At 63.6% G+C, this 12,876-nt stretch carries 14 protein-coding genes; 2 read left to right on the top strand and 12 right to left on the bottom strand.

The window, feature by feature from the left end:
• Nucleotides 1-144: 144 nt before the first annotated feature.
• From AB4O09_RS02525 to AB4O09_RS02470, 12 genes are all read right to left on the bottom strand, one after another.
• Nucleotides 145-648 carry a hypothetical protein gene (locus AB4O09_RS02525; protein WP_003206597.1) on the bottom strand — a complete coding sequence of 168 codons (504 nt, stop codon included), beginning with the start codon at nt 646-648 and terminating at the stop codon, nt 145-147.
• 117 nt (nt 649-765) lie between these two features.
• A complete protein-coding gene (gene sctU, locus AB4O09_RS02520; protein ID WP_460107913.1) occupies nt 766-1,866 on the bottom strand; it encodes a type III secretion system export apparatus subunit SctU in 1,101 nt (366 codons plus the stop codon).
• Between the two features lie 15 nt (nt 1,867-1,881).
• Nucleotides 1,882-2,679 (bottom strand): type III secretion system export apparatus subunit SctT, encoded by a 798-nt coding sequence (gene sctT, locus AB4O09_RS02515; protein WP_003206600.1) that lies wholly within the window; start codon nt 2,677-2,679, stop codon nt 1,882-1,884.
• Entirely contained in the window at nt 2,679-2,933 is a 255-nt protein-coding gene (sctS, locus tag AB4O09_RS02510; protein ID WP_003206603.1) for a type III secretion system export apparatus subunit SctS, read from the bottom strand. The genes sctT and sctS overlap by 1 nt, the downstream gene beginning before the upstream one ends.
• A gap of 9 nt (nt 2,934-2,942) precedes the next feature.
• Complete coding sequence (gene sctR / locus AB4O09_RS02505; protein ID WP_014340722.1) at nt 2,943-3,596, bottom strand: type III secretion system export apparatus subunit SctR; 654 nt, start codon at nt 3,594-3,596, stop codon at nt 2,943-2,945.
• Nucleotides 3,593-4,696: a type III secretion system cytoplasmic ring protein SctQ gene (sctQ, locus tag AB4O09_RS02500; protein ID WP_043042054.1), complete on the bottom strand. Its 1,104-nt coding sequence runs from the start codon at nt 4,694-4,696 to the stop codon at nt 3,593-3,595. Before sctQ ends, sctR begins: the two co-directional genes overlap by 4 nt.
• Entirely contained in the window at nt 4,693-5,262 is a 570-nt protein-coding gene (locus AB4O09_RS02495) for a type III secretion protein (RefSeq protein WP_223472109.1), read from the bottom strand. Before AB4O09_RS02495 ends, sctQ begins: the two co-directional genes overlap by 4 nt.
• Nucleotides 5,255-5,674, bottom strand: a complete 420-nt coding sequence (locus AB4O09_RS02490; protein ID WP_460107910.1) for a hypothetical protein — start codon at nt 5,672-5,674, stop codon at nt 5,255-5,257. Before AB4O09_RS02490 ends, AB4O09_RS02495 begins: the two co-directional genes overlap by 8 nt.
• Nucleotides 5,661-7,019 carry a FliI/YscN family ATPase gene (locus AB4O09_RS02485; protein ID WP_013694489.1) on the bottom strand — a complete coding sequence of 453 codons (1,359 nt, stop codon included), beginning with the start codon at nt 7,017-7,019 and terminating at the stop codon, nt 5,661-5,663. Before AB4O09_RS02485 ends, AB4O09_RS02490 begins: the two co-directional genes overlap by 14 nt.
• Entirely contained in the window at nt 7,019-7,912 is an 894-nt protein-coding gene (locus tag AB4O09_RS02480; protein ID WP_460107909.1) for an FHA domain-containing protein, read from the bottom strand. The genes AB4O09_RS02485 and AB4O09_RS02480 overlap by 1 nt, the downstream gene beginning before the upstream one ends.
• Before the next feature lie 157 nt (nt 7,913-8,069).
• Entirely contained in the window at nt 8,070-10,157 is a 2,088-nt protein-coding gene (gene sctV, locus AB4O09_RS02475) for a type III secretion system export apparatus subunit SctV (RefSeq protein ID WP_003206615.1), read from the bottom strand.
• Nucleotides 10,154-11,281 carry a TyeA family type III secretion system gatekeeper subunit gene (locus tag AB4O09_RS02470; protein WP_003206617.1) on the bottom strand — a complete coding sequence of 376 codons (1,128 nt, stop codon included), beginning with the start codon at nt 11,279-11,281 and terminating at the stop codon, nt 10,154-10,156. The genes sctV and AB4O09_RS02470 overlap by 4 nt, the downstream gene beginning before the upstream one ends.
• A 319-nt stretch (nt 11,282-11,600) precedes the next feature.
• On the opposite strand from AB4O09_RS02470, the gene AB4O09_RS02465 reads away from it, so the two are divergent.
• Both AB4O09_RS02465 and AB4O09_RS02460 read left to right on the top strand, forming a co-directional pair.
• On the top strand, nt 11,601-12,152 hold the full coding sequence (locus AB4O09_RS02465) for an RNA polymerase sigma factor (protein WP_027912904.1): 552 nt from the start codon (nt 11,601-11,603) through the stop codon (nt 12,150-12,152).
• Entirely contained in the window at nt 12,149-12,745 is a 597-nt protein-coding gene (locus tag AB4O09_RS02460; protein ID WP_013694492.1) for a GNAT family N-acetyltransferase, read from the top strand. Before AB4O09_RS02465 ends, AB4O09_RS02460 begins: the two co-directional genes overlap by 4 nt.
• The last annotated feature ends 131 nt before the right edge of the window (nt 12,746-12,876 follow it).

Below are 12,876 nucleotides of genomic sequence, written 5' to 3'. Positions count from 1 at the left end.
CTGGAATTACTACCGCGGGACTCTGTAGGAGCTGGCGAAGCCTGCGATCTTTTGATCTTTCGCTTGAGATTCAAGTGTCTTTGAAAAGATCGCAGCCTCGTTGCACTCGACAGCTCCTACACAGGGTTATGCAGGCTCATCGCTTTATCGAAGCTTCATCGCCTCGCCACCCTCCTGCATGACTTTCCTTGCGCTGTCCATGAAGCCCTTGGTGACCTCCGTCACCGTATCGCTCATCAGCTTGGCCATGTCGGCGGAGCTTTTAACGAGCAACATGGCGCTCTGGCGTTCCTCCATGCCCATTTGCAGCTGGAACTGCTTTTCCATCAACTGCTTCTGACGGGTTTCCATCTCGCTCATGAAAGAGTCCGGTGTGCGGCTGGGCGTTTGCGCGTCATCCAGCGGTTGCGTGTCATTCGGTGCCGCCGTGTGGTTGGTGTCTCGCGTTCGGGTGCGGCCGCGCTGATGCACCGCCGGTGGTGTCGAGGAAGAACGTCCCCGATCATGCAGGCTCTGGGTGCCTTCGCGCTGCTGCGCCTCACGGGGTCGTTGGCTCAGCGAGGGTGAGCGCGATGGCGATAAGCTGTCGGTGCCCCGCAGGGCACCTGTGCCCCCTAAGGGGCTCGTCAGGGGTCTGGGTTCGGGCATGGGAATCCTCCACGAGTCGATGTCTGTGTGGTGGGCACTGTCGGCAGGCCGGTATCCTCCGGACGAGCCTGGCTCATTCCCTGAGTGGCAAGCGCGTGCGCATCGGTTCCATCGACCTCAACGCTGGTTCAACTCCGGAATCTCGATGACCTCGCCCTTGGCCTCGTCATCCAGTTCGCGCAACACCCGATAAATGTGGGCAACCGCCTGGAGCGTTTCCCGAGGGATATAGGCGCCGACGTCTTCACGGTAGATCGTGCGCGCCAGCCAGATGCACTGGATAACCGGAACCCGCGCCACCTTGGCCCGCTCGATCAGCGCCCGGGCCTCGGCATCGACACCTTTGACGATCAACTGCGGCAGCGGCGTTTCCTCGGGGCGATACAACAGCGCGACGGCAAAGTGGGTGGGGTTGACCACCAGCATGTCGGCGTCTTCCACCGGTTTGGTCTCTTTGTTGACGGGCTGGTCGACCAATTGCCGGGCCAGGCTGCGGCGATGCATTTTTACGTGGGGGTCGCCTTCCATTTCCTTGAACTCCTTGCGCACCTCTTCCTCGCTCATGCGCAGGCGCTTGGCGAAGAAATATTTCTGCAGGCCGAAGTCGAGAAGCGCCAGCACCAGCAACACGCCCAGGCAGATGTGCATGATGTGCCAAAACAGGCTGGCCAGCCCGCGCCAATAGCTGTTCAGGTCGCCGTTGACCAGATTGATCAACGACCCGAGTGCAGGCAGGGTCACCAGATAAATCACGGTGCCGATAAACACGGCCTTGACCAGCCCCATGAACAGGTTGATCAGCGCCTGGCCGGAGAACATCTGCTTGGCCTGGTTCATCGGGTTCAAGCGGTTCGGGTCGGGCTGAAGGGCCTCGGGGGCAAACAGGAAACCGAACTGTATCCAACCGGCCACCAGGCGCGTGACGATCGCCAACCCCACGGTCATCAAGGTGAAATTGAGCAACACGCCACCGGCATGAGCCAAGGTCTCCTCGAAGGCACGCACGAAATCGACATCCAGCCGATGCAGCGGGAATGTCACCATGTCTCCCAAGGCCTGCATGCTGTCGTCGGCCTGGGTCAACGCCACTTCGGTGATCGCCGCAAGCACCAGCAGGCTGCTCAAGTCCTGGCTTTGGCCGACCTGGCCCTTGTTGCGCGCGTCGCGAATCTTCTTCGGCGTCGCCCGCTTGGTCTTTTCTCCACTGTCTTCGCTCATGCCCGAAGCCCTCCTTCAGGGTGACGGCAACAACAGGTGCAGCAGATGCCGGATTTCGCCATAGCGACCAAGACGGCCCGTCATCGCATCCCACAGCGTGGGCAGGTAGAACAGCAGGAAGCCCAGGCCGATCAGGCTCTTGGCCGGCATGGCGAGGACGAACACCTGCAATTGCGGGCTATACAGGCTGAGCAACGCCAGGCTGAACTCCACCAGCAACAGCAAGCCGATAAAGGGCGCCGCATAGAGCATCATGTGCATGAACATTTCGCCGAGCAGCCCGAGAAACACGCCGAAGCCGTCCGCGCCAGGCAATGGAAACCAAACGGTTGGCGACCACACCAGGTAGCTGTCCCAGATCACCTGGGTCAAAGTGCCAATGCCCAGGGTGGTGACCAGCAGCAAAATCGTCATCTCCTTGAACAGCAGGCCCAGGGGCGTGGTGTCGCTGCCGAGCGCCGGGTTCAACTGGCCACCAATGAGCGCACCGCGCTGGTTGTCCAGCAAGGCACCCACCGACTCGTACAACCAGAACGGCATCGCCAGCAGCACCCCGAGCAAGAAGCCCAGCACCAGCTCCTTGAACATCAACCCGGCCAGCGACAGCCAATTGACCTGGGCGTCGATCAGCGCCTGGCGAATACCCGGTGCCGGCAACATGCCCAGGGCAAACACAACGGCATGGCGCGGCAAGCCTCGCAGGTGCTGGAAGCAAAATACCGGGACCAGGTATGCGACCGGGTAAATGCGCGCCATGCCAAGCGCGATCGACAGCAGCAAGTCGAAATACGGGCCGAAAGCCTGGGCCGTCATCAGGTGTTGGCCATCATTTCGAATGCCCGGCGCAGCAGTCCCAGCAACTCCACGCCGATCCAGCGCCCCGTGACCAGCAAGGTCAACCCGACCGCCACCAGCTTGATGCCGAAGGGCAAGGTCTGGTCCTGGATCTGCATCAAGGCCTGCACCAGGGAGGTCAGCACACCGACAATCACCGCCACGATCAAGGGCGGCGCGGAGAGCAGGACCACCAGCAACATGCCTTCCTTAAACAACGTCAGCGCGTCCATCGCACATCCTCAAAGATAGGAATAGAAGAGGCTGTCGAGCAATTGCGTCCAGCCCTGCACGAGGACAAAAATCAGCAGCTTGAGCGGCAACGAAATGGTCATGGGCGCGACCATCTGCATGCCGAGCGCCAGCAGCAGGTTGGACACGATCAGGTCGATGACAATGAACGGGATATAGATCAGGAATCCCATCTGGAAACCGGCCTCGAGCTCCGACAACATGAAGGCCGGGATGAGCAGCATCAGGTCATCGCGGCTGGCCTGCTCGGCGCGTTCCTTGGGCCACATCCGCTGGGTGTTCTCCAGCAAGTGGGCGAGGATGTCCGGGTTGGTATTGCGCGACATGAAGGCCTGCAACGGTTTTATCGCGTTCAAGGCAGAGCCTTGCAACGCCTCGGTATTGCTGAAATCCAACGGCCGTTCTTTCAGCTGTTCGGCGATGTTGTGGCCCACCGGCGCCATGATGAACAGCGTCGCGGCCAGGGCAATGGCATACAAGGCCATATTGGGTGGCACCTGCTGCACGCCGATGGCGTTACGGGTGATGGTCAACACAATGGCTATCTTGAGAAAGGCGCTGCAGATGATCAGCAGCAAGGGGACCAGCGAAATCCCACCAATGAACAGCGCCAACAGAAAGGGGTCGACCCCCTGGAAGCTCATCCAGCCACATCCACGTGAGCGATTTGCAGGCCCAACCGGCCATCGACCTCGACCAGCTCACCATGGGCCAGGGCACGTTCGCCATAGAACAGCGCCGCTGTCCCCGGTGCCACGCCTTGCACTTGCAGCACCGCGCCGGGCGCCAGATTGCGCAGCTCGCCCAAGGTCAGCTGCAAATGACCGCAGCGTATCGTCAGCGCCAGCGGCAGGTCGTCGAAGCGCTCGGGGACTTCGGCCGCGACCGGCTCCGTCATCGGCGCTTCCTCGGTGTCAGCGGCGGCATAGGCCGACTCCGGGTGCTCGACCGCCTCAGCGGCTTGGGCGTCAGGTTCGTAGCCGGTGCTATCGTCCCAGTCCGGCGTCAGGATGTCGGTGTCGGCGGTGGTGCTCATAACGGTCTCCTCCAGAGCGAGCAAGGTCAGGCGCAACGGCGCGGCACGGCTGTGAACCCGCACCTGCAAACAATGCCGGCCCAGGCGAATCAGCCCTTGGCCGGATGAATCGAACAGAGCGCTTTGCGGCACCAACACATCACCGGGGCGCAACGTCGCCAACTGCCCGGCGGCCAGCGCCAGGTGTCCCAGTTCCAACGGAACATGCAGCACGAAGCCCGCGATCCCTGGCGCTGCCGGCCGCTGCCAAGGCGTAGCGCGAAGCAGCCCCAGCAGGGTCGCACCGGTCATTTCCAGATGGCTCGTGACGCGGGCCGCGCCCACCCTCACGTCGAGCCGGCAGGCAATGCCCTGCACCGCGGGCCCGGCCGCTGGTTTGATAAAACCGAATGCCTGGCGCAGGGGCTCGCCCAGGGTTTGCTGGAACAGCGACCAGAACCACGCGTCATCCGGTCCGGGTTCGGCAGGCAGGACCACCGGGCATTCACCGAACAGACTGAGCACCGCGCCGGGCTCGTCCAGGGTAAAGACACCATGGGCACACGCCAGCACACACGGCGTCCCCCCAGCGGTGCCACCCGGGGTCAGTTCCAGCAGGCCCGCCTCGCCCGCCACCTCGAAGGGCAACCGGACGCCAATTCCCAATAGTCGCCGGGCGGTGGCGTCCTCGCTGCCTACAGTCGGCAGCGCCAATGCATGGACTGTCATGTCGCGCTAACCTCTTCTTCCCGCGCCACACGCACGCTCACCGGCTGGCCCAGGCTTTGGGTCAGTGCCTCTTCGAGGCGCCCGGATCGACTCGACAGCCGCGCCTGTACGTCGGCACTTTCGCTGCTCAGGCCGATGTCCCACCCGCACGCCTCGCCTAGCCGCCGGGCGGATACCTTGATGCGGCCCAGGTTGGGAAGATGCAGCAACAGGTCCAATTGCTGGTCGAGCGTGGCACGCAAGCGTGGCGTGAGCTGGTCGACAAACGCCTCCTCTTCACCGCCCGGAAGATTCACCAGGCCCGACAGCGAACCGGTGCCGGCGCTGTCATCCTGCGTGCCGCCCCGTGGCGCATCGACCCATTGGCGGAACCAGTAGCCGTCACTGCTTCCTGCCGTCATGTCGGGGTCACGCCCGGTGGCAGGGGCGGACTCGCGTGCCGCCGGACGGCTTGCCCGGCTCACCTGGGCAGGCGGTTGCTCATACGCCCGCGGCGGATGCCGGACGGGGGTCGCCGAGGGATTGCCGTGCGGTGTCGGCGCACCGCGCACGCTGCGTTCATTCATCGCTGGGGGTCTCCACCAGGCACTCCATCATTGCGCTGAGCTTTTCCAGATCTCGCCGGCGCCCTTGTAGCTGCTGCTGGGCAGCGGCCGTGTGCTGTACCTGTTGCGCCTGCTCATCGTCCAGTGCCTGCACTGCCCGCGCTTGCTCGGCCAGCTCGCCGATCAAACGACGTTCCTGGGTACTCCAGGCATTCAGTTCGCACACGCTCAACGCCCGGCCACGGTGCTCGCCGTACAACGCCTCGCGCTGCACCACCTGCTGCTCACGAGTCGCCTGCATCTGCGCGCGCGCGGCGGCAACCGCGGCTTCGCGCTCACGCAAAAGCTCACGCTGCTGGCGCCACGCCCGCTCGGCTTGCGCTTCACGGTGGCGGCGTATCGGCGCCAGGGCGTCCAGATCAGCCCGGGACATAAGCGGTCAACTGCTGCAGGTGGGCGAGCGTGGACGCAAACGGCTCCGGCTCACGCAGGTCCTGGCGCAGAAAGGCGTCCAGGGCCCCTCGCGACTCCACCGCCAGGTCGGTCAAGGGGTCGGCGCCGGCCTGGTATTCGCCCAGGCGCAACATCAATTCGATTTGCTCATAGGCCGACAGCAATCGACGCAGATTGATGCCCGCCCGCAGGTGCTCCGCCTCGGCCACGTTGGCCAGGGTTCGCGACAGGCTGGCCAGCACATCGATTGCCGGGTAGTGGCCGCGTTCCGCGAGCTTGCGTGACAGCACGATGTGACCGTCGAGCAGCGAACGCACTTCATCCGCCACGGGATCGTTCATGGAGTCCTGCTCGATGAGCACCGTATAAAAAGCGGTGATAGCGCCCTCGTTGGTCAGGCCGGCCCGCTCGACCAGACGCGGCAGCAAGCCGTAGACCGACGGCGGCAAGCCACCGCGCCCCAACGGCTCGCCAGCGGCCAGGCCGATCTCACGCTGGGCCCGGGCGAAGCGGGTCAGCGAATCGATGAGCAGCAGCACGCGTTGGCCCCGGGCCCGGAAACCCTCGGCCAATGCCGTGGCGGTGAATGCCGCGCGGGCGCGTTCCATGCTGGAGCGGTCAGAGGTGGCGCACACCAGCACCGCGCGGGCCCGCAGTTCATCATCCAGCTCATGATCGAGAAATTCGCGCAGTTCGCGCCCACGCTCGCCGATCAGGCCGAACACGATGACATCGCAGTCAACGTTCCGGGCAATCTCCGCCAACAGCGTGGTCTTGCCACAACCGGCGCCGGCGAACAGCCCCACACGCTGGCCTTCACCGAGCGTCAGCGGGCCGTCGATGGCCCGTACGCCGGTCATCAAGGGCCGTTGGATACGCGGTCGTGCGGTGGGTGCAGGCGCCTCGCCAATCACTTCCGAGGCATGCAGTACATGCGGACCGGCGAACGCCCCCGTCCCGCCGTCCAACAGGGGCCGGCCGAAGCCATCCAGCACCTGACCCAGCAGCTCCGGTCCCACGCACACCCGATGCGGCATGCCCAGCGGCTCCACCGCCGCACCGACCCGGATCCCCTCCAGGCCGCCCAGGGCGCTGAGCAGGGCATCGTGCTGGTCGAAGCCGACAATCTCGGCGAGCAGCGGCTCGCGTGTGTCGCGCTCGACCCGGCAGAGGTCGCCGATCTGCGCCCCCGGCAGTCGGCACTGCAGCAAGATGCCGCTGACCCGCTGCACCCGCCCGCGCACCATGACCGGCGCGAAGCGACGCAAGTGCGCCAATTGCCCGGCCTCCCAGGCCTCCAGTCGCGCGATGGCCGCCTGCGTCATCACCAAGTGACCTCGTAGCGTTGGTCGCCCTCGAAGGTGACTTTGCCGCTGTCGATGGCAGTCAAGCGCAGGCCATCGATCTGGTCACCCAGGAACAACCGACGTCCATCGGCCGTGACCACATGACCATGCTTGCCGCCCACGATCTGGGCGATCTGAAACGGCAGCTTCGTCAGCCGTTCCTTGACGTTGGCCGTGATCCCGACCGGCGTTTCGTAGCGGTCGTGGAAGCGCTCGATCAGCCGTTCGACCATCGCCAGGCGTTGACGCGGCAACTCGCCCACCAGGACCAGCCGGTCGCCCTGGCTCTCGACCCGCACACCGGCGCCCAAATCACGTTCCTGGAGCATGCGATCAAGCTCCAGGCGGACCGCCTCGACATTGTCCAAGGCCACCTTACTCTGCTTGAGCTGCTGGGCCGGGCTGCGCGCCACGGTTTGCGCCGGCTGGCTGGTAAAGGCCAAGGCGCTGGAGGCAACGGTGATCACCGCTGCGGCAATGGCCAGGCGCTTGGGCCACGACGGCCGTGTCGCGGGCTTCAGGGTTTCCCGTTCCGCCGCCAAGTGCGCGGCGTCATCCAGCGCCGCCTCTTCGGGCCAAGGCTGATCGGCCGGGGCCAGGCACAGCCAGACGCCTGCCACGGCAAATGGGGCATTGCTCTGCAAGGGCTCGGCCGCAGCCCAGGGCTGGCCTTGTCCATCGCAAACCGTGCCCTCCAGCAGTTCCAGCAGCCACTGGCCCTGCACCTGCCGCAGGCCCACGTGACGCCCACAGATGCCCGGATCGTAAAGCGCCAGGTCGGCATCCTCGGCCGCCCCGACCACCCATTGCTCGCCAACCAGCGGCAACGCCGCACCTCGGTGCAGACCACTCAAGACTCGCAGTTCGAACATGGTCAATTCCTCAAGGGGCGACAGATGCTCGCCCACGGTCCGGTTATACGACGGGGCACCGGCGGCCCCCGTCCTCTGTCACAGCCAGGCCATCGAACGCACCTGGATTTGCATCGTTACGTGGGGACACCGCTGCTGGCGTGCCAAGACAAGCCCCTCACGCGGCATCCTCCATCCGTAGTTTTTCCTGCTCGAGGTCAAAGCGCCCCAGCACGGTGACCTGGGCGTTGCTGTGCAGCTCGCTGAAGGCGAGTACAGGCACGTGATTGAACTCGTCGCGCAACAGATCGCGCAGCGGCGCCCGCAAGTCTTGCGCCACCAACAGCACGGCCACGCGCTTGGCGCGCAACGGGAAACCTTCGCGCAACTGCATCACCAGGGCGCGGGTATGCAGGCTTTCCAGGGCAAAGAAGGTTTCCGTCTGGGTCTGGCGCAACGCGTCGCGCAGCAGGCCTTCGGTTTCCGGCGTCAACAACCACACGTGCAGGCCGTTTTCGTCGCGGTACTGGTGATAGATCTGCGACTTCAGGGCGATGCGCGCGTAGTCGGTCAGCGCACCGACGTCACGCTCATGCTGCCCATGCTCGATCAACGACTCGGCGATCAGGCGCACTGCACGCAGCGGGACGCCTTCGCCGGCCAGGCGCTGGAGCACGGCGGCAAACCGCGCCAGTGGCATGGTCCGCTGCAGCTCCTGCACCAGCTCTGGCTGACCTGCTTCGAGCCAACTGAGAATCGACTTGCTTTCCTGAAGCCCCAAGAATTGCGGGCCCGTGGCGAACATGGCGCGGCTCATCCGCTCCACCAGCAACTCGGCAGCCGGCACCGCCTCCACGCGTTCGTCCGCCAGCAGCGGATCGTCAGGCGTCAGCCATAGCCACTGCTGCTCGTCACGCACCTCGTTGCCGACCAGCCCGTCGCGCGGTTCGAACGGCAGCGGCCCGCGCGCCACGGCAATACGCTCACCGAAGGTTGCCCGCAACATCGGCACCTCATGCACACAGAAGCGGAACTCGTCGTCTTCCAGCAGCACGCTGTATTCGATCTCAAAGGGCGGCAAGGTCAGGCCAAAGCCGGCCACCAGCGCGTTACGCTTCTTGCGGATCGCCTGGATGACTTCCTCGGCGGCCGCATTGCCTTCCATGGCTTTGGAAAACTGTAAAAGAAAGGCGCGGGTCGGGTCGAAGCTGCGCAGGTCTTCAGCACCATTGTGTGCGGGAGCCACGACCTCCGCTGGTTGTTTGCCCTGGCGTACCTGCCGTGCGCGCGAGTACAGCTGAACGATGCCGGCGGTGCCGGTGATCAAGGCGATGACGATGAACACCAGCGTGGGCATGCCGGGCAAGGCCGCAAAACCGAGCATCCCCACCGAAGCGATCACCCAGGCCTTGGGTTCGGCGGTCAATTGCTGGGCGATTTCCTTGCCGACGCTGCTACCCGCTGGCTGCCCTTCCGGCGACACCCGGGTGATGATCATGCCCGCAGTAAGGGAAATCAGCAGTGCCGGAATCTGCGCGATCAGACCGTCACCGATGGTCAACACGGCATACAAGTGCATCGATTCGGACGCGCCCATGTCGTGCTGCATCATGCCGACCGTAAAGCCGCCGATGAGGTTGATCACCACGATCACCAAGCCTGCGATGGCGTCGCCCTTGACGAATTTCATCGCCCCGTCCATCGCACCGAACAGCTGGCTTTCCTTGTTCAGCTCCTCGCGGCGCCGCCGAGCTTCAGTAACATCGATCAGGTTGGCGCGCAGGTCGCTGTCGATGGACATCTGCTTGCCCGGCAGCGCATCCAGCGTGAATCGCGCCGCCACTTCGGCGACCCGCTCCGAGCCTTTGGTGATCACCAGGAAGTTGACCACCGTTAGAATGAGGAAGATGACCAACCCGACCGCCAGGTTGCCTCCCACCACAAAATTGCCGAACGCCTGGACGATATGACCGGCGTCGCCCTGGAGCAGGATCAATCGGGTGGTCGCCACCGACAATGCCAACCGGAACAGCGTGGTCAGCAGCAGCACCGCGGGAAACGAGGAAAATGCCAACGGCCGCGGCAGGTACAGCGAGATCACGATCAGCAGGCAGGAGATACAGATGTTGATCGCGATCAGCGCATCGACCACCGGGGTCGGCAAGGGCAGGATCAGCATGAACACGATGCCGAGCACCACGAACGCCCCGACCACCTCGATGCGCCGCACCGCTTCGTTGGCGACTTTGTTCAACAGGGCGATCATGAGCGCGCTCCAATCACCGGGGCAGCGGTCTGGCATCGGGGCTCGCCACGGGAGCGCTCATCGAGCAGCACCAGCAGGTTCTTCAGCGCTGTCTGTCGGCTTTTGCTATCGCGCCAGAGTGGCAGCGGCAAACGCTTGAGCAAGGGGTACAGGCCGTTCAGGGAGACCAGTTGGTCCCGCTCCTCTTCTCCACCCAATTCACGCCCGATACGCCGTACTTCCGCCGCCGACAGGCCACTGCTGACAAACCCCAGCATGCGCTGGAGCAACAGCACGGCCGTGAGCTGGCTGGCCGGGCAACTGTAGGCCAGTTGCTCGAGCAAACGGCGGCAGCTGTGCAGGACACTGCCCAGTTGCGTCGAGGCGGCCAGGCCGATCAACAGCGTGCGCAACAAGGCGGTAGGACGCGATGGTGTGTGCGCAGCGATGTCGTCAGCCAGCGCCCGGCGCATCATGTCCAGCCCCGGCACGAACGCCGCCTCGCCGAACAGGCCAAGCAACGCCTGCATCATGGTGGGCAACGACTGCTTGAGCACCACGGTGTCGTAATAGAGTCGCCGTACCGCCTGGCGCAGTTCAGGATCGCCCCCCGCAGCGCGCAAGGCCTCGGCGATGTTCATGCCCGCCTGGATCTGCGCGCCATAACGCTCGCGCAACAGCTGCAGGTAGTCGCGAGCACGCTTGGCCTCGACGAGACGACCTTGCACTTCGGCCTCGCGCAACGCTTGCTGCAGGATCAGGTCGGTACGGGCCGGGTCACCACCGGTGGACTGCACCACCTCTTCAAGCACTGGCTCGCCACGCAGCAACAAACCAGCCTGGGCGGCCATTGCCCCCAGGCTCTGCTTGCCTGGGTGGCCAAGTTGGTCGTACCACTCCTCCAATTGCTCACGCGTCTCGACCCGCGTCTGACCCACTTCGCTACGAGCATTGCGGATGCGCCGCTGGCTCAGCGCCTTGGTATTGCGCTCCACGTGATGGCTGAAGGTCATGCCGACCTCCTCCATCGAATTGGACTGCACGGCCTGGAACGACTCGACAGGCGTGCCTATGCCCACGACGGCCGAAACGGCCTGGGCAAGGTTGGCGGCAATATGCGCATTTGTCGGGGCTTCTACTTTCATGATGGCCGTGAGCGTGGTTTCGGACGCTCAGTGGGTGGCGGCGATTCAGCATTCAGTTCCATCACGGTGATGACCTTTTCTGGCCGATTCCAGTGGGTTGGCCACAGGCCTCTTCCCGAGCGTTTGCTCGGTGCAATTTCATGCAGTGGGACTTGGGACGCCTGTGCATGACCTTGCACAAATAGAGCAAAAGCACTAGATAAATATGCTTGTTTATCAATTGGATAACTCGTTAAACGGGCTTGGCACAGGTCCTGCTGATGGGAGGAACGTCGACATGTGGATCGACGCTATGGAACCTACCCAGAGGGATTTATTGATGAACAGCCTGAATCTCATGGCCCCACCGCAAACCTCCCCGGCACCCACCGGTGCGCCAGGCATCTGCTTCGGCGAGGAACGCAAGCTGCGTCTGTTTGTGCAAAAACGTGTACTCAATCAAGACGACGCCGATGACATCATCCAGCTCACGTACCTGGAAGCCTGGCGCAACCAGCAGAAGTTCAGAGGGCTGGCAAAGCAGGACACCTGGTTGTGCGGCATCGCCCTCAACCTGATCCGCAACCATTTCCGCCGCTTCTACGCGCAGCCGCCGCTGACTACTTTCGACGAAAGCGAGTTCCACGAGTCCAGTGACGACATTGACCTGAGTGAACTGTGCGACAACCGTCGGCTGTTGGACCGTACGCTGTTAGCCATGGACGCGCTGTCCAAGGACATGCGCGATACCCTGTGGACCGCCGTCGATACCGAGAGCAGCTACCGCGATGCCGCCGAACGTCTGGGCGTCCCCATTGGCACCGTACGCTCAAGGTTGTTTCGTGCGCGTGAACAACTCAAACGAAGCGTCTATGGAGAAGCCCGGCCATGACCAATAATCGCTTGAACAGCCGGCCCGACCTGCCACGTGGCGTGCGCCGCTACACCCCCGACGACTTGCCGGTGATGACAGATATCTTCAACGAAAGCGCTCTGGGAGGTACCAGCTCCCCCGTGCTCAGAGCGTTTTCCCTGAAGGAAATGACGTTTTTCGTCGACTGCTTCGTCAAAGAGGGTGATCCGATCTACGTGCTCGAACGCGCTGGCGAAGTCGTTGCCTGGTTGATCGTCAACCGCTTCTGTTGGGGCGCCCAGGCCTGCCGATTGACCGGTGAAGTGTCGATCTACGTACGCGGCGACCACATTGGCAGCGGCGTCGGCATCCGCCTTGGCCAAGCTGCGGTGGTGTTGGCCAGGCAGTATGGTTTCGAGACGCTGGTGGCCTGGATCATCGAGCACAATGAGGCCAGCAAACGCGGCGTACAAGGGCTTGGCGCGACCCAATGGGGACGCTTTCCAGGGATTGCCAGGTTCGCTGATAACCGTGCGGACGTCGTGCTCTATGGACTGCACCTGACGCCAGGCGACACGGCATCCACCACCCTTTCAGCGCCAGCGCAAAACGAGGAGACCAGCCTGGTGTAAATCCACGGCTCGTCCGGCTGGACAGTCGGGCGAGCCGCCTCTTTTTTCGGCATGGGCCTGCGCTCATTCGAGCCGATGCCATTTTTTGCACAGCCCTCACAGCCCCTGCTGTTCAATCGATAAACCCGTGG

It is taken from the genome of Pseudomonas sp. H1_F01 (genome assembly GCF_054681425.1).
Note: the sequence above shows the minus strand (reverse complement) of the source record. Positions and strands in the feature narration are given on the sequence as shown.